This is a genomic window from Novosphingobium sp. PASSN1 (genome assembly GCF_002278815.1).
Genome location: NZ_NKIS01000010.1, coordinates 147530 through 164745, shown reverse-complemented (window position 1 = coordinate 164745; position 17216 = coordinate 147530). Strand labels below are relative to the sequence as shown.

Genomic DNA, 17216 nt, shown 5'->3' with positions numbered 1-17216 from the left:
ATATGTCAACATGACTGTCGTAAATCGCCTCACCCCGCCCACGGCCTCGCCGCTCTATCTGCGCGAGGACGAGATCAGGCGCGGTATCGAACTGCTCTATTTCGGTTACAGCGCGATGATTCGCGGCGCCGACGCGATCCTGGCGCGCGAAGGCTTCGGCCGTGCCCATCACCGCGCGCTCTATTTCATTGCGCGCCAGCCGGGTCTGTCGGTGGGCGACCTGCTGCGCCTGCTCGCCATCACCAAGCAATCGCTGGGCCGGGTGCTCAATGAACTGCAGGACAAGGGGCTGGTCATTCAGTCCATCGGCACAGAGGACCGGCGGCAGCGGCTGTTGCGGCTGACGGCGCCAGGCGAAGCGCTGGAGGCGGCCCTGTTTGCCGAGCTGAACGCCCGCATGGCGGCAGCCTATGGCGAGGCCGGACAGGCTGCGGTCACCGGCTTCTGGGCGGTGCTGCTGGGCCTGATTCCGGATGGCGATCGCGCCATGGTCGAGAATCTGCGCCAGGGCTGAGCGCCCGCAAAAAAAGGGGCGCCCGCCAATGGCAGACGCCCCGATTTCAGCGTCAGACGTGACGGTCAGGCGGTCGCCAGCGCCCGGTGGCGACGCAAGGCGGCGCCGGTCAGGCCGAAGCCGGCGATGAGCAGCGCCCAGCTGGCCGGTTCGGGAACGGCGGCGGCGGCGGTACCGATAACCTGCAGGCCCGCGCCCGGGAGCGAATAGCCGGCAAAAATCGCCGGGGGCACGACATAGAAAGCCGTGATCGACCCAGTGTTCGGCGGGCCGAGGATTTCATTGCCATGGCTGCTGAACGTGATCTGCTTCAGCGGCGCACTCGGACCCAGCGTGAACTGGTTGATGGCACCCGGCACGCGCGTGAAGTCCATCGACAGCGTCGTCGCAGAGGCGACCAGCCGGGTTTCCGGCCAGTCGTCGGTCGGTGCATCCGTCGTCGAATAGGTGGTGATCGTGCCGTTGTAGTTGAACGTCAGGCTGTAGTTGGTGATGCTGGCGATGGTGATCGAGCCCAGCGAGCCATCGGTGGTGATGGCATAATCGACCGTCAGCGTGCCGGCGCCAAACTGGCGGATCGGTGTGACGCTGCCATTGTAGGTGATGGCGGCGCTGGCAGCCGTTGCCAGCAAGGCCGCGGCGACCGGCAAAGCGACCCGAATTGCTGTTCGAAACATGTGTCCCCCTTGTGTTCGAATCGATACGCAACGACACCGCTACCGAACACCGAGATATATCAATAAAATCATGATGATATATCGATATGGCATATCATTTAGCATTGGAACTGTAAAAATACAATTAATCGAAATGCAAAGATCGTTGCGAAATGCAGCGCCAATTGCTGCATTCTGGCACGCCGTGACGGCGAACAAAGGCAACAATTGTCCGCCGGATCACCGCGCTGGCGGCAACACCGGCAGCAGCCGGTCCCGCCAGTGCCGATAGCCGGCTTCATTCGGGTGCAGGCCATCGTTGAACAATGCCGTGATCTGCCGGCCTTCGGCGTCGACAAAGGCCGGATAGAGATCGAGCCAGCGGACATAGGCGGCAAACTCCGGCGCCGCCGCCATCGCCTGCAATCGTGCGTTCACCGGCTGCACGATGGCGGTGTTCTTCGCCGGATCATTGGTCGGCAGCAGCGATTGCAGGATGATGCGCACACCGGGCTTGCGGGCATGGATGGTGCGCACCGCCGCCTGCACACCGGCAAAGATCGCGGCATCGGCGGGGGTTTCGGGGTCATAGCTGTTGTTGATGCCGAGCATCAGCACGATGGCATCGGGGCGGAGATCGGCGCGGTCGAGCTGGCCAAGGCCGCCATCCGCCGGCGCTGCGAGACGATACAGCACATGTTCGATACGATCACCGGAAATGCCGAGATTGAGCGCCGGCCGCGGGCTGGTTTCGCCAAAGCTCTCGTCCCAAACCGCCCGGCCAAACATCTGCCCGGCCGCCCAGGGGTTCTTGCCGAGCAGCCAGAAGTCGGTGATCGAATCGCCGATGAACACCAGCCTGTAACGGGCAAGGCTGGCCGGCGTCGCCAGCTGGGCGGCAATCACCGCCTGGCGCTGCTGCCAGTAATCGACCCGCTGCGTCGGCTTGGTCGCGGCAAAGTCCGCCGCCTGCGCCGACGAGGCCAGCGCCAGCGCCAGCAGCAATCCCCGCAATGTCATGAACCCTATCCCAGTTCGCGTGACCGTACCGCCGCCGCCGCCACTGTTGCCGTCAGCAAGGGTGCCAGTGCCGGTTGCAGCACCGCCAGCCCCGCGGCGGTGGTGCCGCCCGGCGAGGTGACATTGGCGCGCAATACTGCCGCCGGCGTTGCCGCCTGGCTCGCTGCCAGCGCGCCGGCCCCGCTCACCGTCGCGCGGGCCAGCTGCATCGCCAGCGCCGGCGGCAAGCCTTCGGCCTCCCCCGCCGCCGCCAGCGCCTCGATAAAGGCAAAGACATAGGCCGGGCCGGAACCGGACAGGCCGGTGACCGCGTCGAACATCGCTTCCTCGGGCAGCCACACGGTCGTGCCGGCGGGGCTGAACAGCGCCTCGGCGGCGCCCTGCGCCAGATCGCCCGCCGCCGTGAACAGCGCCGTCGCGCCCTGGCCGATGGCCGCCGGCGTGTTGGGCATGGCGCGGATGATCGGCGCCTGCGGGAAGCGGCGCGCCAGATCGGCGGTGGTGACGCCGGCCATGACCGAGACGATCAGGGTAGAGGCCTGGACCCGGTCCGCCAGCGGCGCCGTTGCCGCCCACCAGATCTGCGGCTTTACCGCCAGCACCAGCACATCGGGCCGGCCGACAGGCGGCGCGGCACTGGCCGCAACGCCTTCAGGCAGGTCGCGCGGCGCCGGATCGATGACGGCCACCGGCCCCATGTCCTCGGCCAGCCAGCGCCGCAGCAGGGCGCCGCCCATGTTGCCGGCGCCGAGCAGCCAGAGCGGCGCGGTCATGCCCGCGTCACGCTTCCCCGACGGTTTCGAGCAGCGCCGCCGCCATGGCATCGGCCGGGGCGTGATCGGCGAACAGCACCAGCTGGAACACCGGATAGAAGCGCTCGAACTCGTCGACGGCGGCTTCCACCAGCACTTCGGCCTGGCCGAGCGTCAGATCGGGGCCATCCTCGTCCTCGCTGCCATCCAGCAACGTCGCATGGCGGAACAGCACGGTGCCATCGGCTGACCACAGCTCGAAATGCCCCATCCACAATTGCTCGTTGATGAGGCCGAGCGTTTCATAGACGGCGGCGCGACGGTCGTCGCTGGCGGTCAGATCGGCGCGCGCGATGATCTGCAGCACGCCTTCATCTTCCCGCCACAGCGCGCGCAACTGATAGGTCGCCCAGCCGGCCTTGATCGAGGTGCTGATTTCCTCATCGCCCGAACGCTCGAACGCCCAGCCATTGGCGTCGAAGACATGTTCCAGCATATCGATGGGGGCGGCCGGTGCCGGGGTATAGTCAATATCGACCAGGCTCATGCCATTCCCTTCCGCTGCGATGCTGCACGCTGTCGGCACGGCCATGATTCGGCAAGACCGCGACGCAGGCCGCGGGCGACAAAGCTGTGGATAATCACGCCTTGGCGGACTTTCGCGCTGCCGCCGGGGGTTTCGCCAGCGCCGCCAGTTCCGCCTTCAGCGCCGCGACTTCGGCCTTCAGCACTTCCACTGCCTCGCGTGCCGCGGCGGCATTGGCTTTCACCGCCTCGAACTCGTCGCGATCGATGGCGTCGCTGCCGCCGACGAAATCGCGGGCGCGGGCGCGGGCCTGGTCCTGCATTTCGCGGGTGACGCCGGCCAGGGTGCCGAGCGCCGAGGAGGCAACCTTGGAGAGATCTTCGAACAGCTTGTTTTCGGTCTGCATGGTCTTATCCCAAGCGAAAGGCGTCGGCCGCCGGATTGAGCACCCATATCCGCGCATTGAGCGACAGGGCAAATGATAGCCACACCAGATAAGGCACCATCAGCCACGCCGCCAGCCTGTTGACGCGCGCATAGGCAAAGGTCGTCGCCAGCGCGACAATAAGCATCACCGCGATGATGCCCAGCGCCGGCAGGATCAGGTGCAGGCGGAAAAAGGTCGGCGACCAGGTGAAATTGACCAGCATGCCGATGGCGAACAGCGTGAGGGCGCGGCGGCCGCCGGGCTGGTGGCGATGACCCCAGACAATCGCCGCCGACACGGCGAGCAGGGTATAGAGGATCGACCAGGCGATGCCGAACACCGGCCCCGGTGGCTGCGCCGCCGGCAGGGTGAGGGTCTGGAACCAGGCATTGGTTTCGGTGGAGCCGGAGAGCCGGGCCGACAAGCCGCCGACCAGCAGCAGCGCCGGCACCAGCACCAACCCCGCTCGCCAGATCGATCCGCGCGCCGGGGTCATCGCTGTTGCTGTCATGGCATCCTCATAGCGCAATCGCGCCTGAGGGGACAGGGCGCATGAGAATTCGCGTAATGCAATTTGCAATGTGCGATTTTCGCACTTTGCATCGTGCATTTTGCGAGGAAAGGCTCGGGTCACAGCAGGTCAAACCACGCAAAACCGCCAAAAATCATCGTCGACAGCAGTTGGCACGGCGTTTGCATAGATGTTTGCATCAGCCCGGCCATCCCGCCAGGCGCCAAAGTTTCACGAAGGAAGCCGCCATGAAGACCCGCATCGCCGCCCCCCGGATCGCCATCTACGCCGCCGCCACCCTCGGCGCCCTGCTCCCCGCCATCGCCGGCGCCGCCACCAGCGACAGCCTGAACGCGCTGATGACCGCCAACCCGGGTTCGGAAGGCATCGCCACCCTGCTCGCCGGCCTCGGCTTCGTCACCGTCGGCCTGCGCCGCAAGGGCACGCCGGAAGTCGCCGCCTGATCCTCTTCGCGCCGTCTTTACCCCTTGGGCGGCGCCAAGCAGCCGGGCGGGACCCGGCACCGGTCGCAAATGTGCGACCCCGGCCCGGTCCCGCCCGTGCTCCCCCTGCCCCGCAGCGTCAGCCCCTGATGCCGCCCAGCAGGAACTCCACATTGCCCTCCGGCCCGGTAATCGGGCTCTGCGTGATCCCCGCCACCTGCCAGCCGGGTTGATCCGCCAGCCAGGCCGCTGCTGCCGCACACACCCGCGCATGCACAGCGGCATCGCGCACGACGCCGCCCTTGCCCACTTCGCCGCGCCCGGCCTCGAACTGCGGCTTGACCAGCGCCAGCAGCCGGCACTGCGGCGCGGCAAAGGTCATCGGCACGTCCAGCACCTTGGCAAGGCTGATGAAGCTCGCATCGCAGACGATGATGTCGACCGGCTCCGGCACATGCGCGGCGGTCAGCAGCCGCGCACTCAGCTGCTCCAGCACCACCACCCGCGCATCCTGCCGCAATTTCCAGGCGAGCTGGTTGGTGCCGCTGTCGACCGCATAGACCCGCGTCGCCCCGCCCGACAGCAGCACATCGGTGAAGCCGCCGGTCGATGACCCGACGTCCATCGCCACGGCACCGGTCACATCCCATCCGAAATGCGCCAGGCCATGCGCCAGCTTCACGCCGCCGCGCGACACCCAGGGGTGATCGCGGCCCTTCACCATGATCTCGGCGTCATCGGCGACCAGTTCGCCGGCCTTGGCGACCTTGCGCGTGCCGACATAGACCAGCCCGGCGAGGATCAGCGCCTGCGCCCGCGTCCGGCTTTCGGCCAGCCCGCGATTGGCGAGCAATTGATCGATACGGGTTTTCATGCCGGGCGCCCCATCGACGCGCGGCCTACACTATCATTTACGAATTGACCGTGTTTGCTGCTTCCGGCGCGTTCCGGCCACGAAAAACACAAGGCTGAGGCGATCATGGCGGCAATGCTAATGGAAAGTGCGGATGCAGGACAGCACGCTGACTGCCCTAGCCCCGCACTGCCGCCGCCGCCATGTCACGATAGCCGGCGGCGATCAGCGCCGCCAACGCCGCCTCGTCAACCGCTTCACCCCAGTGCAGTTTGACATGGCGCATGCGCTTGCCGTTGCCGACCAGCAAGCCGGCCGGATCGGGAAGCGCCGCGCCATGGAAGAAGCCGATGTTCACATGGCGGCTGAAGGCAGCGACATAGGCAAAGGCGGCATCCCCGACACAGGCTGTCGGCGCGCCATCGTGCAGACATTCAAGCACATCATCGCCGGCGCCACGCATCCGATCGAACCAGGGGCGCGCCAGCAGGCGCAGGCCGTCACTGTCCGCAGCGAACCATGCCACCACCGCCGGATCGTGCGGGCGCGCCCAAGGTAGGCGGAAGAGCGTAGCCATGGCGCGGATGCTGCCACCGGCGATTGCGAGCGACAAGCAGTGGTTTTCCGGAGGCCGCCCTTTCGTTTCTATCGCACAAACACCAGCTTCGGCCCCGGATCGGTCATCGCCTCTCCTGCTTCAGCAAAGCCCAGCACGCGGTGGGTGACATGTTCCGGGTGCAGCCGGCCGCAGGCGAGGCAATCGAGCACGGCGGGCAAGTGCGCGCGGGAATCGGCGCGGGCGGTCACCAGCGTCAGCCCCTTGTAATAGGCTTCGGTCAGCGGCACCGGCGTGGTGCGGCCGAGGTGGATGGCGACACTGGTCAGCACGGCGTTGCGCGCGCCGGAGCGGATGGCGAAGCCGAGCGCATCGGGCGTGCCGGCGGCTTCGACGACGATGTCGAACAGTTCGGCGGGACGACGGCCCTCGGCGAGCGCGAGCGGGGCGGCGTCGGCGCCCATGGCCGTGGCGCGGGCGCGACGGTCGGCATCGTCATCGAGGTAGAGCACACGGCCGGCGCCTTGCGCGACCGCGGCGCCGGCGGCGTAGAGGCCGACGCTTTGCGCCAGGCCGCCGACGACGAGCACGCTCGCCCCCGGCCGCGCCGCCAGCTGCGGGGCGACGCCACGCCAGCCATCGACGATATTGTCGGTGGCGCTGGCGACCTTGACCGGATCGAGGCCGGCCGGCAGCGGCACCAGCATGTGATCGGCGTGCGGCACATGCATCAGATCGGCGAGCGCGCCGCCGAATTCGGTGCGGCCGGCTGTGGCGAGGCCGTAATTGGCCAGCGGCGGCATCGTATCGCAGCTGCCGGTGAAGCCGCGCCGGCAGGAACCGCAGGCGCCGCACGACAGCTGGAACGGCACGACGACGCGCTGGCCGGGCTGCACGCCGGCGGCATCGCCGGCGTCCACCACCTCCGCCACGCATTCATGGCCGAAGGCGAAAGGACCAATAAACGGCACTATGCCGGTGGCGATGTGCAGGTCGAGATCGCAGCGCGCCACCGCCAGCGGCCGCACGATGGCATGGCGGGCGTCGGCGAGGCGCGGCGTCGCCACCTCCCGCCATTCGAAGCGGCCGGGCGCCAGGAAATGCAGCGATTGCATCGTCATTGCGGCTTGAAGCCTTCGACATTCTGGCCATCGACGGTGGCGGGGACGGCGAAATAATGGATTTCCGCCGGCTTGCCCCAGCGCTTCAGCACCCCGGCCTGCCAGGCGTCATTGTACCAGGCTTCGGCGGCGGCGCGGCTCGACCAGAGGTAGATGCCGCCGGCCTTGTTGTCGTCGCCGATGGTGAAATATTTGCGCACCAGCCCCGGCACCTTGGCATAGTCGGGCACCGCCGCCACGAACAGGCCGGCGAGACGGTCGCGCGGCATGCCGGCGGGGATCGGCACGGCGACGAGCACGGCGACCGGCTCGGCCAGCGCGGGGGCAGCGGTGGCAAGGGTCAGGGCAAGGGCAGCGGCGGTCAGCAGCGTCTTCATGGGGTTCGATCCTTCGGTTGCGGATGCACTGAGGCTAGGCGGGGCCGGGCGGCGTCGCTATGCAGGATCGTGCAAAGCGGTATTGCAAAAACGCAAAACCACAGGGGACCATATGGACCTGTCGAGCGAAATGGGCGGCATCGCGATCCTGGCGGCCATCGCGCGGCTGGGCTCGATCAGCGCCGCCGCCAAGGCCGCCGGCCTGTCGGTGTCCACCGCGGCGCGACGGCTCGACGGGCTGGAGGCGCGGCTGCATCTGCGTCTTGTCGACCGCCGCACCAATGGCGCGCGGTTGACCCAGGATGGCCAGCGGCTGGCGGCGCTGGCACTGCCGCTGGCCGACCAGCTCGCCGAGATCGCCCGCGCCGCCGATGTGCTTCGCCACGGCACCGGGCCGACGCTGGTGCGCGTCTCGGGCACCGAGACCATCATCGCCGACATCTTGGCGCCGGCCCTGCCCCGGCTATGGGCGACGGCGCCCGACGTGACCGTGCAGCTGCAATCGCAGAACAGCATCGTCAGCCTTGCCGGCCGCGATGCCGAGCTGGCGGTGCGCATGGTACGGCCGCGCGGCGATTCGCTGCTGATCCGGCAATTGCCGCCGCAACCGATCGGGCTCTATGCCAGCCCGGCCTGGCTCGCCGGCCGCGATCCCGCTGCCATCGACCTGAAGGCAGCGCCGATCCTCGCCTATGACGACAGTTTCGGGCCGCTGCCGGAACTGGCCTGGCTGGATGCGCTGGGCCTGACCCAGGCCATCGCGCTGCGCACCGGCTCCACCCGCGCGCTGGTCACTGCCACGCGCGCCGGCGCCGGCGTCGGCATCGTGCCGCTGCGCTTCGCCGCCGGGCTGGTCGCCATCCCGATGCCGCAGCCGCCGCCGCTGCGCATCCCCTGGCTCACCGTACACCGCGACCTGCGCCGCCTGCCGCAGGTCGCCGCTGTGCACCGCTGGATCATCGCGGCGTTCGAGGCCGGGGCTTCACAAGCCGCCGCCAGCGATTAAAGCAACCCCATGACCGTCACGATCCGCGAATTCCGCTATGGCGACATGGGCGCCATCGTCAGCGCACAGGCCGAATATTATGATCGCGCCTGGGGCTGGCGCGGCAATATGGAACAATTGCTGTTGCAGATCTGCGGCGATTTCCTGCGCGATCACCGGCCGGGGCAGACGAACTGCTGGGTGGCGGAGCTGGATGGCCGGCTGGTCGGATCGGTGTTCTGCTGCGATGCCGGCGACGGCGTCGCCCAGCTGCGGCTGCTGCATCTCGATGAGGCGGCGCGCGGCCAGCGCCTCGGCACGCGACTGGTCGAACAGTGCGTCGAATTCGCCCGTGCCGCCGGCTATCGCCAGATCATGCTGTGGACGCATGCCGTGCTGCTGCCCGCCCGCGCCATCTATGCCGCCGCCGGCTTCCGCATCACTGCCACGGCGACGCATGACGAATTCGGCAAGCCGGAACCGGGCGAAACCTGGGTGCTGGACCTGACCGCGTGACCCGCTTCGATTTCCGCATTGCCGCGACCGACGGCGCCGCCCGCACCGGCAGCATCACCATGCAGCGCGGGGTGATCCGCACCCCGGCCTTCATGCCGGTCGGCACCGCCGCGACGGTGAAGGGGCTGCGCGCGTCCGAAGTCCGCGCCGCCGGCGCCGACATCATCCTGGGCAACACCTATCATCTGATGCTGCGCCCCAGCGCCGAGCGCATCGCCCGGCTGGGCGGCCTGCACGCCTTCATGGGCTGGGACCGGCCGATCCTCACCGACAGCGGCGGCTATCAGGTGATGAGCCTGTCGGCGCTGACGAAGCGCAGCGAGGAGGGCGTCGCCTTCGCCAGCCACCTCGACGGCAGCCGCCACATGATGAGCCCGGAACGTTCGATGGAGATCCAGCGGCTGCTCGGCTCCGATATCGTCATGGCCTTTGACGAGCTGGTGGCGCTGCCGGCGCCGCGCGAAACGGTGGAGGCCGCCATGCAGCGGTCGATGCGCTGGGCGGCGCGCAGCCGGGCGGGCTTCGACAGCGATGCCGGGCATGCGGGGCGGGCCGCGCTGTTCGGCATCCAGCAGGGCGGGCTCGACGAGCGCCTGCGCGCCGAATCCGCCGCGGCGCTGACCGGCATCGGCTTCGATGGCTATGCCATCGGCGGGCTGGCGGTCGGCGAAGGCCAGGTGGCGATGTTCGGGGTGCTCGACTACGCCACCGCACAATTGCCGGCGAACGCGCCCCGCTATCTGATGGGCGTCGGCAAGCCCGACGACATCGTCGGCGCGGTGTTGCGCGGTGTCGACATGTTCGATTGCGTGCTGCCGACGCGATCGGGCCGCAACGGCCAGGCCTTCACCCATGATGGCCCGCTGAACATCCGCAATGCTCGCCATGGCGAAGATCTGGCGGTGCTGGATGCCGAATGCCCCTGCCCGGTCTGCGCCGGCGGCGTGTCGCGCGCCTATCTCCACCATCTCGTCAAATCCGGCGAAATGCTCGGCGCGATGCTGATGACCGAGCATAATATCGGTTTCTACCAGCATCTGATGGCCGGGCTGCGCGCCGCCATTGCCGAGACACGGCTGGCGGCGTTCGCGGCCGGCTTCCTCGCCCGCTACAGCGCCCGGAGCGGCTGATGGAGCTGGCAAGCTTTCGCAACTTCGCCCTCGAAGTCTATTTTTCGAAATGGGAATTTGCAGCGAAATATCATCTGACCGCGTCCGACGCGCAGAGCATGACGCTGTCCGACCTGCTGGCACTGGCCAGCCCCGAAGACCGGGCGCGCTTCGATGCGCTGCACCTCGGCTATACCGAAACCTTCGGCAGCCGGCCGCTGCGCGAAACGATCGCCGGCACCTATGACCATATCGCGGCCGACGACCTGCTTTGCTTCGCCGGGGCGGAGGAGGGCATTTATGTCGCCATGCGCGTGCTGCTGCGACCCGAAGACCATGCCATCGTCATCACGCCGAACTATCAGGCCGCCGAAACCATCCCGCTGTCGATCTGCGCCGTCACCGGGGTGGCGCTCGATGCCGACGCCGGCTGGGCGCTGGATATCGACAAGGTGCGGGCGGCGCTGCGGCCGAACACCCGGCTGATCTCGATCTGCTTTCCCAACAACCCTACCGGCGCCATCCCGTCACGCGCCACCTTCGACGCGCTGGTCGAATTGTGCCGCGCCCATGGCCTGTGGCTGTTCAGCGACGAGGTCTATCGGCTGATCGAGCGCGACCCCGCCCTCCGCCTGCCGCAGGTCGCCGATGTCTATGACCGCGGCGTGTCGCTCAATGTCATGTCGAAATCCTATGGCCTGCCCGGCCTGCGCATCGGCTGGCTGGCCTGCCGGGACCGCGGCGTCCTCGCCGCTGCCGAGCGCTACAAACATTATCTGTCGATCTGCAATGCGGGGCCATCGGAACTGCTTGCCGAAATCGCGCTGAAGGCGCGCGACACCATCCTGGCGCGCAACCGCGCGCTGGTGCGCAGCAATCTGGCGCTGCTCGACGATTTCTTCGCCGGCTTCCCCGATCTGTTCGACTGGCGCCACCCCGATAGCAGCTGCGTCGCCTTCATCCGCTATCGCGGTGCCGACGGCGTCGAGGCGTTTTGCGAGCGGCTCGTTGCCGAAACCGGCGTGCTGCTGCTGCCGGCCAGCATCTACCGCTCCGAACTCGGCCCGGTGCCGGCGGACCATTTCCGCATCGGGTTCGGGCGCAGCAACATGGCGGACGCGCTGGCCGTGTTCGGCGATTGGCTGCGGGCGCGGGGGTAGACAAGTCCCCTCTCCCGCTTGCGGGAGAGGAACCCCGCTGCACCACCTAGCACATCCCCCAAGCGACGCCGCTCCAGCCCAGCCCTACAACCGCCGCGCAATCGAGGAGAAACACCATGCGCGCCATCAGGCTGAAGGCTCCGGCCGGGATCGACAATCTGACGATGGGCAGCGCCGATCCGGGCCCGCTCGGGCCGCATGACCTGCATGTGCGGCTGCACGCCAGCTCGCTCAACTATCATGACTATATCGTCGTGCTCGGCGGCATCCCGACGCCCGATGGCCGGATTCCGATGTCGGATGGCGCCGGGGTGGTGCTGGCGGTGGGCGCGGCGGTGACCGGCTTTGCGCCCGGCGATCATGTCGTCTCGACCTTCTTCCCGCTCTGGCTGGGCGGCGAGCCGACGCTGGAGGCGCTGGCCCAGGTCCCCGGCGACCGCAACGACGGCTATGCGCGGGAAGAGGTCGTGGCGCCGGCCACCGCCTTCACCCATGCGCCCAGGGGCTATAGCCATGCCGAAGCGGCGACGCTGACCTGCGCCGGGCTGACCGCGTGGCGTGCGCTGTTCGTCGAAGGATCGCTGCAACCCGGCGAGACAGTGCTGGTGCAGGGCACCGGCGGCGTCTCGATCTTTGCCCTGCAATTCGCCAAGGCGGCCGGGGCGCGCGTCATCGCCACCTCCTCCTCCGACGCCAAGCTGGCGCGGCTGACCGCGATGGGCGCCGACCATGTCATCAACTACAAGACCGATGAGAATTGGGGCAGCACGGCGCGGGCGCTGACCGGCGGCCGCGGGGTCGACCATGTCGTTGAAATCGGCGGCGCCGGCACGCTGACCCAGTCGATCATGGCGACACGGCTGCGCGGCAATATCGCGCTGATCGGCGTGCTCGCCGGCTTTGCCGGCAATGTGCCGACCGCCGCCGCCATGGCCGGCAATGTCCGCATCAATGGCCTGACCGTCGGCAGCCGCGAACAGCAGATCGCCATGATCCGCGCCATCGAGGCCAATGGCATCAAGCCGGTGATCGATTCCAGCTTCCCGCTGGAAGCCATCGGCGACGCGTTCCGGCACCAGGCATCAGCGACGCATTTCGGGAAGATCTGTCTGGAGTGGTGAGCGGCAACGGCAGTCTATAGCCGATCGGCTGCCGACACCGGCTCTTGCCCCGCTGCGTCGAGAAACGGCAGAAGGTCCGCCGGTGTGGCGCTGCCGGCCCGCCGCGCCAGGAAATCGGCGGCGGTTTCGACAACGCCGATCTTCTGCGCGATAGCCACGGCAATCCACTGGTTCAGGGACACGCCATCTTCCTTGGCCAGCCGTGCCGCCGCGGCCTTGACTGATGCCGGCAGCTTCAGGGGGTAAGACGCTTTGCTCATTGCCTCATTTCCTTCAACAATTCGCCAGGCCTGAGCACGCGCAGGCCAAAGCGCGCTGCGCCTGTGCTGAAGTCCCGAACATTATGGGTGACAAGCGCGTCGGCATGACCGTTGATTGCCGCCTCCAGCACCATTTCATCATTTGGGTCGGACAATTGCGGACGCCATTGGAAGCTCACCTCGACAGCCAGGCTGGCACTGGCGAACGCCGCCAGAAATCGGTCGATTTCGGCAAAGTCGAGGCCGTGGATCCGCTGCTGCTCCGGCCGCCGCAACACCGCTTCATATTCGAGAAACAACGCGGGCGTCACCAACGGTCGCTGCCGACCTCGAGCGACTTCGCGCAGCAATGCATTGCTGCCGCCGCCGGCACTGCGCAACGCCGTCACCAGAATATCGGTGTCGAGAACCACGCTCAGCATATCCCATGGGATATCACTTATTGACCTCTGCGCCAAGTCTGGCGACCGCACTGGTCGCCGTCGGCGTGTTCAGAACGCCCGTGTCGCCAGATAGGGCGTTGCCTCCACCATCGGCGTCTCGCCCATCAGCAGGGCCGCGCACAGGTCACCCGCCGCCGGCGCCGTCTGGATGCCGAAGCCACCCTGGCCGGCGCACCAGAACAGGCCGTCCACCGCGCCATCCCAGCCGAACACCGGCAGGCGATCGGCGGTGAAGGTGCGCAGCCCCGCCCAGCTGGAGTCCAGCTTCACGATGCGCGCCGTACTCGCCTGTTCGAACTGGTCGATGACGATGGCGAGGTCCAATTCGTCGGGCCGCACGTCATGCGCGACATCGGGGGTCTCGTCGTGCGGGCTCAGCCACAGCCGGCCGCCATCGGGCTTGCAATAGAAACGCCCCTTGGCGTCGAAGATCACCGGCAGATCGGCCGGCGGCGGCGGATCGATGATCAGCACCGCCATGGTGCGGCGCAAGGGCTGCAGGCCGCGCGGGCGGGCGCCGACCAGCGTCGCCAGCCCATCGGCCCAGGCGCCGGCGGCGTTGACGAGGCTGCGCGCCTTGACCGGGCCCGCGCGCGTCGTCAGCGTCCAGATCCCATCCTCTCGCACCGCCGCCGTCACTTCGGCATCGGTCAGCAGCGTCGGTTTCCAGCCATTGACCCCGCGCAGAAAGCCCTGGTGCAGCGCCGCCACATCGATGTCGTAGCTGTCGCTCTCCAGAATGGCGCGCGTCCGCCATTCCGGTTTCAGGATCGGATAGGCGGCCAGCGCGTCGGCCGCGAGCCACTGATAGGCGACGCCGCCCTGATCGAATTCCGCCGCCAGCGCATCGAGTTCGCCGGCATCATCGGGCGGCGCGATGTTGAGGCCGGGGCGCGGTGACAGCAGCGGCCCCGGCGTGAACCCCGCAGGCGGATCGGTGAAGAACGACCGCGAGGCGCGGCTCAAGGGCACGATGCCCGGCCCGCCATAGCTTTCCACCCAAAAGGCCGCGGAGCGCCCGGTGGTGTGATAGCCGGGCTGCGATTCCATTTCGACCAGGGCCACCGACAGCGCGCCGCCGCTGCGCTGCCCCAGGCTCCAAGCGAGGCTGGCCCCGGCGATACCGGCGCCGACAATGGCGACATCGTGAATCAACACATCAACACTCATGCCGTATCTTGCAGGAAAGCCGTCAGCCGCGCCAGCACCCGCGACCGCAGGACCGGGATTTCGCGCAACAATTCATGGCCGGCGCCGGGAAATTCCGCCAGCTGCGCCAGCGGCATCTGCGCCAGCGCCCGCCGCGTGGCGCGATTGTCAACCAGGCCGTCCTGCTCCGGAATCAGGATCAGCAGCGGTGTCGTGATGCGGCCGAGCATCGGCGTCGCAGCCGCGCCTTCACCGCTGCCGCGCGCGCCCGGCGGCGGTGCAAACAATGCGTCGAGCGAGCGGAACGCGGCATCGAGCCAGCCATAGGTGACGCTGCCCAGCGCCAGCGCCGGCGTCTGCGCCACCCACCAGCCTTCATCGCCATAGCGTTCGGCATCGCTGGTGAGGAGGTGCTGGCGGTAACTGCCCGGCGTGCCCGGCACATAGGGGCCACCCCCCGGCACATAGGCACCGCCCTTGCCGAACATGACGGCGAGGCGCGCCAGCAGCCGGGTCAGGCCGGCGCCCAGCGGTTTCGCCACGAGCCCGAGCATCGGCGACAGCAGCACGGCGCGGGTGAATTCGCCATTTTCGCCGGCCAGATGGCGTTGCAGCAGATGCCCGCCCATCGAATGCGCCGCGGCAAACCAGGGCCGTGGCAGCCGATCCTGAAACAGCGCCACCAGCGCGTCGAGATCATCGAGCCAATTGGCAAAGCCGGGGCTGTGCCCCTTCATCGCATCATCGCCCTGCCGGCCGGACAGGCCCTGGCCGCGCCAGTCGAAGCTCATCACCCCCCAGCCGGCATCGACCAGGTCGTGAAAGGTCTCGCAATATTTTTCGAGGAAATCGCCGCGCCCGGTGATGAACAGCAGCGAGCCCGGCCCGTCGCTGCGCCCTGGCCAGATGGCGACGCGCACCGGCCAGCCATCGCGCATCGATTGCAGGAACACCTGCCCGCCGGCCGGCAGGGATCGCCGCCGGGCCAGCGTGTCGCTCATGCCTCGGGCACCGGGTCCGCCCGGCCGCGCAGCCGCCGCGCCGGTACCGCCAGGGTGACAAGAAACGCGATGCCGAGGATGAGCAGCGCCACCGGGAACAACCGCTCGATCGACAGGGCGAAACTGGTGCGCAATGCGGCGCCGGCGCGCTCGGCGACCGCCGGATCACGATCACCGCGCGCCGCCAGTGCCGCCCGCAGCGCGCCGCGGTCCATCGCCAGCGTCTGCGCCTTCGACAGTTCGAGATGCTGGCCGGCGCTGGCCAGTTCCGGCACGCGCAGTTTCAGTTCGCCGGACAATTGCCAGGTCAGCAGCGCGCCGAAAATGGCAACGCCGATGGTGGCACCGATCTGGCGGCAGAATTGCGCCGAGGCAGTGGCGACGCCGGTGCGGGCATGGCTGACCGCGCTCTGGATGGCGAGGGTGAACATGCCCTGCGCCGGGCCAAGGCCGATGCCGAGCGCCAGCAGGTTGAGCGTCAAAACCCAGCGCGGCGTGTCCGGCGTCATCAATGTCAGCGCTGCCAGCGACGCCAGCGCGACGACGCCGCCGCCGACGATCACCGGCTTGTACTGCTGGGTCTTCCTCGCCATCCGCCCGGCGATCATCGATCCGGTCAGCACGCCGAACAGCAACGGCAACATGGCAAAGCCGCTCTGGCTGGCCGACAGGCCGCGCACCAGCTGCAGATAGAGCGGCAGGAACATCGGCACGCCCATATAGCCGAGATTGATCAGGAACAGCGCCAGATTGGCGCGCGCCACCACCGGATCGGCGAACAGATCGAGCGGCACCACTGCCCAGCTCTTGCCGCGCGACACGGCGATGAAGGCGATGAACGCCACCAGCGCCGCCGCAAAGCCGAGCAGCACCCGCGGCTGTTCCCAGCCGCCACCGGCACCCTGGCCGCCCCAGCTCAAGGCCAGCAGCAGCGGCACCGCGCTGGCGACGATCAGCACGCTGCCCAGCCAGTCGATGCGGGCATCGGCGCCGCGTCGCCCGGCCGGCAGCTTGGTCAACAGGATGTAGAGCGCCAGCAGCCCGAGCGGCAGATTGACATAGAACACGAAGCGCCAGCCCGATACGACATGGCCCAGCACCGTCGTCGTCGCATGATCGGTGAGGAAGCCGCCGAGCACCGGCCCGGCCAGCCCGGCCAGCCCGAACATCGCGCCGAACAGGCCCGTGTACTTCCCGCGTTCCGCCGGCGGCGCGATGTCGGCCACGGTGGCAAAGGCGCCGGTGGTCAGCGCACCGGCGCCCAGCCCCTGGATGGCGCGGCAGAAAATCAGCTGGTTCATGCCATCGCCGACCAGCGCCAGCGTGCCGAATTCGCCCGACAGGCCGCACAGCATCGATCCGGTCAGAAAAACGATGACACCGAACACCAGCACCGGCCGCCGGCCGAAGATATCGCCCAGCTTGCCATAGATCGGCACGGTGACGGTGGAGGTGAGCAGATAGGCAGTGCCGACCCAGGCGATGCGATCGAGCCCGGCCAGTTCCTTGACGATGCGCGGCATGGCGGTGGCGACGATGGTCTGATCGAGCGCCGACAGGAACAGCACGATCAGCACGGCGACCAGCGCGATGCGGCGCTCGCTGTCGCTGAAATGGTGCGGGATGGCGGCGGCGGTCATGCCCCTGCCGGATAGCGCGTGGAACAGGCGCGGTCGATAGGGTTTGAACCGGAAGCGGCAGGGCGTTAAGGCCGCA

General features: G+C 68.1%; 22 protein-coding genes. 7 read left to right on the top strand and 15 right to left on the bottom strand.

Going from position 1 to position 17216, the window contains the following annotated elements; translation table 11 throughout:
* Positions 1-10: 10 nt before the first annotated feature.
* The gene (locus CFE35_RS16900; RefSeq protein WP_292932306.1) at positions 11-514 is read left to right on the top strand and encodes a MarR family transcriptional regulator; all 504 of its coding nucleotides are present in this window, start codon (positions 11-13) and stop codon (positions 512-514) included.
* 65 nt (positions 515-579) lie between these two features.
* On the opposite strand, the gene CFE35_RS16895 is transcribed toward CFE35_RS16900, so the two are convergent.
* The 6 genes from CFE35_RS16895 to CFE35_RS16870 form a co-directional block, all read right to left on the bottom strand.
* Positions 580-1191, bottom strand: a complete 612-nt coding sequence (locus tag CFE35_RS16895) for a PEPxxWA-CTERM sorting domain-containing protein (RefSeq protein WP_292932304.1) — start codon at positions 1189-1191, stop codon at positions 580-582.
* Positions 1192-1410: 219 nt separating this feature from the next.
* A complete protein-coding gene (locus CFE35_RS16890) occupies positions 1411-2190 on the bottom strand; it encodes a GDSL-type esterase/lipase family protein (protein WP_292932302.1) in 780 nt (259 codons plus the stop codon).
* Between the two features lie 5 nt (positions 2191-2195).
* Positions 2196-2963, bottom strand: a complete 768-nt coding sequence (gene proC, locus CFE35_RS16885; RefSeq protein WP_292932300.1) for a pyrroline-5-carboxylate reductase — start codon at positions 2961-2963, stop codon at positions 2196-2198.
* Positions 2964-2970: 7 nt separating this feature from the next.
* Positions 2971-3489, bottom strand: a complete 519-nt coding sequence (locus CFE35_RS16880; protein ID WP_292932298.1) for a YbjN domain-containing protein — start codon at positions 3487-3489, stop codon at positions 2971-2973.
* Positions 3490-3583: 94 nt separating this feature from the next.
* Positions 3584-3874 (bottom strand): accessory factor UbiK family protein, encoded by a 291-nt coding sequence (locus CFE35_RS16875; RefSeq protein WP_292932297.1) that lies wholly within the window; start codon positions 3872-3874, stop codon positions 3584-3586.
* 4 nt (positions 3875-3878) lie between these two features.
* Positions 3879-4505 (bottom strand): TspO/MBR family protein, encoded by a 627-nt coding sequence (locus CFE35_RS16870; protein WP_292932295.1) that lies wholly within the window; start codon positions 4503-4505, stop codon positions 3879-3881.
* A gap of 149 nt (positions 4506-4654) precedes the next feature.
* Between CFE35_RS16870 and CFE35_RS16865 the strand changes: the two genes are divergently transcribed.
* Positions 4655-4870, top strand: coding sequence for a hypothetical protein (locus CFE35_RS16865; protein WP_292932293.1), 216 nt, complete (start codon positions 4655-4657; stop codon positions 4868-4870).
* Positions 4871-4988: 118 nt separating this feature from the next.
* On the opposite strand, the gene CFE35_RS16860 is transcribed toward CFE35_RS16865, so the two are convergent.
* The 4 genes from CFE35_RS16860 to CFE35_RS16845 form a co-directional block, all read right to left on the bottom strand.
* Positions 4989-5723: a TlyA family RNA methyltransferase gene (locus CFE35_RS16860; protein ID WP_292932291.1), complete on the bottom strand. Its 735-nt coding sequence runs from the start codon at positions 5721-5723 to the stop codon at positions 4989-4991.
* A gap of 157 nt (positions 5724-5880) precedes the next feature.
* Positions 5881-6279 (bottom strand): DUF1801 domain-containing protein, encoded by a 399-nt coding sequence (locus CFE35_RS16855; protein ID WP_292932290.1) that lies wholly within the window; start codon positions 6277-6279, stop codon positions 5881-5883.
* Positions 6280-6347: 68 nt separating this feature from the next.
* On the bottom strand, positions 6348-7379 hold the full coding sequence (locus tag CFE35_RS16850) for an alcohol dehydrogenase catalytic domain-containing protein (protein ID WP_292932288.1): 1032 nt from the start codon (positions 7377-7379) through the stop codon (positions 6348-6350).
* The gene (locus tag CFE35_RS16845) at positions 7376-7756 is read right to left on the bottom strand and encodes a YdhR family protein (RefSeq protein WP_292932287.1); all 381 of its coding nucleotides are present in this window, start codon (positions 7754-7756) and stop codon (positions 7376-7378) included. Before CFE35_RS16845 ends, CFE35_RS16850 begins: the two co-directional genes overlap by 4 nt.
* A gap of 112 nt (positions 7757-7868) precedes the next feature.
* Between CFE35_RS16845 and CFE35_RS16840 the strand changes: the two genes are divergently transcribed.
* The 5 genes from CFE35_RS16840 to CFE35_RS16820 all read left to right on the top strand — a co-directional run bounded on the left by CFE35_RS16840 (position 7869) and on the right by CFE35_RS16820 (position 12647).
* Positions 7869-8762: a LysR family transcriptional regulator gene (locus tag CFE35_RS16840; protein ID WP_292932286.1), complete on the top strand. Its 894-nt coding sequence runs from the start codon at positions 7869-7871 to the stop codon at positions 8760-8762.
* Between the two features lie 9 nt (positions 8763-8771).
* Entirely contained in the window at positions 8772-9257 is a 486-nt protein-coding gene (locus CFE35_RS16835; RefSeq protein WP_292932284.1) for a GNAT family N-acetyltransferase, read from the top strand.
* Complete coding sequence (gene tgt / locus CFE35_RS16830) at positions 9254-10387, top strand: tRNA guanosine(34) transglycosylase Tgt (RefSeq protein WP_292932283.1); 1134 nt, start codon at positions 9254-9256, stop codon at positions 10385-10387. The genes CFE35_RS16835 and tgt overlap by 4 nt, the downstream gene beginning before the upstream one ends.
* The gene (locus CFE35_RS16825; protein ID WP_292932281.1) at positions 10387-11526 is read left to right on the top strand and encodes an aminotransferase class I/II-fold pyridoxal phosphate-dependent enzyme; all 1140 of its coding nucleotides are present in this window, start codon (positions 10387-10389) and stop codon (positions 11524-11526) included. The genes tgt and CFE35_RS16825 overlap by 1 nt, the downstream gene beginning before the upstream one ends.
* A 116-nt stretch (positions 11527-11642) precedes the next feature.
* Positions 11643-12647, top strand: a complete 1005-nt coding sequence (locus CFE35_RS16820; RefSeq protein WP_292932279.1) for an NAD(P)-dependent alcohol dehydrogenase — start codon at positions 11643-11645, stop codon at positions 12645-12647.
* A gap of 14 nt (positions 12648-12661) precedes the next feature.
* On the opposite strand, the gene CFE35_RS16815 is transcribed toward CFE35_RS16820, so the two are convergent.
* The 5 genes from CFE35_RS16815 to CFE35_RS16795 form a co-directional block, all read right to left on the bottom strand.
* Positions 12662-12907, bottom strand: coding sequence for a toxin-antitoxin system HicB family antitoxin (locus CFE35_RS16815; RefSeq protein WP_292932278.1), 246 nt, complete (start codon positions 12905-12907; stop codon positions 12662-12664).
* Positions 12904-13329, bottom strand: a complete 426-nt coding sequence (locus CFE35_RS16810; RefSeq protein ID WP_292932276.1) for a putative toxin-antitoxin system toxin component, PIN family — start codon at positions 13327-13329, stop codon at positions 12904-12906. Before CFE35_RS16810 ends, CFE35_RS16815 begins: the two co-directional genes overlap by 4 nt.
* Positions 13330-13398: 69 nt before the next feature.
* Positions 13399-14520 (bottom strand): FAD-dependent oxidoreductase, encoded by a 1122-nt coding sequence (locus CFE35_RS16805; RefSeq protein ID WP_292932274.1) that lies wholly within the window; start codon positions 14518-14520, stop codon positions 13399-13401.
* Positions 14517-15500, bottom strand: a complete 984-nt coding sequence (locus CFE35_RS16800; RefSeq protein WP_292932273.1) for an alpha/beta hydrolase — start codon at positions 15498-15500, stop codon at positions 14517-14519. The genes CFE35_RS16805 and CFE35_RS16800 overlap by 4 nt, the downstream gene beginning before the upstream one ends.
* Positions 15497-17140 carry an MDR family MFS transporter gene (locus CFE35_RS16795; RefSeq protein WP_292932271.1) on the bottom strand — a complete coding sequence of 548 codons (1644 nt, stop codon included), beginning with the start codon at positions 17138-17140 and terminating at the stop codon, positions 15497-15499. Before CFE35_RS16795 ends, CFE35_RS16800 begins: the two co-directional genes overlap by 4 nt.
* Between the last annotated feature and the right edge of the window lie 76 nt (positions 17141-17216).

Bases quoted from the DNA above. Each gene is read 5' to 3' on its own strand.
- CFE35_RS16880 (WP_292932298.1), bottom strand. From the start codon at position 3,489: ATGAGCCTGGTCGATATTGACTATACCCCGGCACCGGCCGCCCCCATC.
- CFE35_RS16810 (WP_292932276.1), bottom strand. From the start codon at position 13,329: ATGCTGAGCGTGGTTCTCGACACCGATATTCTGGTGACGGCGTTGCGC.
- CFE35_RS16815 (WP_292932278.1), bottom strand. From the start codon at position 12,907: ATGAGCAAAGCGTCTTACCCCCTGAAGCTGCCGGCATCAGTCAAGGCC.
- CFE35_RS16865 (WP_292932293.1), top strand. From the start codon at position 4,655: ATGAAGACCCGCATCGCCGCCCCCCGGATCGCCATCTACGCCGCCGCC.
- CFE35_RS16850 (WP_292932288.1), bottom strand. From the start codon at position 7,379: ATGACGATGCAATCGCTGCATTTCCTGGCGCCCGGCCGCTTCGAATGG.
- CFE35_RS16825 (WP_292932281.1), top strand. From the start codon at position 10,387: ATGGAGCTGGCAAGCTTTCGCAACTTCGCCCTCGAAGTCTATTTTTCG.
- CFE35_RS16895 (WP_292932304.1), bottom strand. From the start codon at position 1,191: ATGTTTCGAACAGCAATTCGGGTCGCTTTGCCGGTCGCCGCGGCCTTG.
- CFE35_RS16800 (WP_292932273.1), bottom strand. From the start codon at position 15,500: ATGAGCGACACGCTGGCCCGGCGGCGATCCCTGCCGGCCGGCGGGCAG.
- CFE35_RS16855 (WP_292932290.1), bottom strand. From the start codon at position 6,279: ATGGCTACGCTCTTCCGCCTACCTTGGGCGCGCCCGCACGATCCGGCG.
- CFE35_RS16900 (WP_292932306.1), top strand. From the start codon at position 11: ATGACTGTCGTAAATCGCCTCACCCCGCCCACGGCCTCGCCGCTCTAT.
- CFE35_RS16795 (WP_292932271.1), bottom strand. From the start codon at position 17,140: ATGACCGCCGCCGCCATCCCGCACCATTTCAGCGACAGCGAGCGCCGC.
- CFE35_RS16835 (WP_292932284.1), top strand. From the start codon at position 8,772: ATGACCGTCACGATCCGCGAATTCCGCTATGGCGACATGGGCGCCATC.
- CFE35_RS16845 (WP_292932287.1), bottom strand. From the start codon at position 7,756: ATGAAGACGCTGCTGACCGCCGCTGCCCTTGCCCTGACCCTTGCCACC.
- CFE35_RS16860 (WP_292932291.1), bottom strand. From the start codon at position 5,723: ATGAAAACCCGTATCGATCAATTGCTCGCCAATCGCGGGCTGGCCGAA.
- CFE35_RS16820 (WP_292932279.1), top strand. From the start codon at position 11,643: ATGCGCGCCATCAGGCTGAAGGCTCCGGCCGGGATCGACAATCTGACG.
- CFE35_RS16870 (WP_292932295.1), bottom strand. From the start codon at position 4,505: ATGCACGATGCAAAGTGCGAAAATCGCACATTGCAAATTGCATTACGC.
- CFE35_RS16805 (WP_292932274.1), bottom strand. From the start codon at position 14,520: ATGAGTGTTGATGTGTTGATTCACGATGTCGCCATTGTCGGCGCCGGT.
- proC (WP_292932300.1), bottom strand. From the start codon at position 2,963: ATGACCGCGCCGCTCTGGCTGCTCGGCGCCGGCAACATGGGCGGCGCC.
- CFE35_RS16890 (WP_292932302.1), bottom strand. From the start codon at position 2,190: ATGACATTGCGGGGATTGCTGCTGGCGCTGGCGCTGGCCTCGTCGGCG.
- CFE35_RS16840 (WP_292932286.1), top strand. From the start codon at position 7,869: ATGGACCTGTCGAGCGAAATGGGCGGCATCGCGATCCTGGCGGCCATC.
- CFE35_RS16875 (WP_292932297.1), bottom strand. From the start codon at position 3,874: ATGCAGACCGAAAACAAGCTGTTCGAAGATCTCTCCAAGGTTGCCTCC.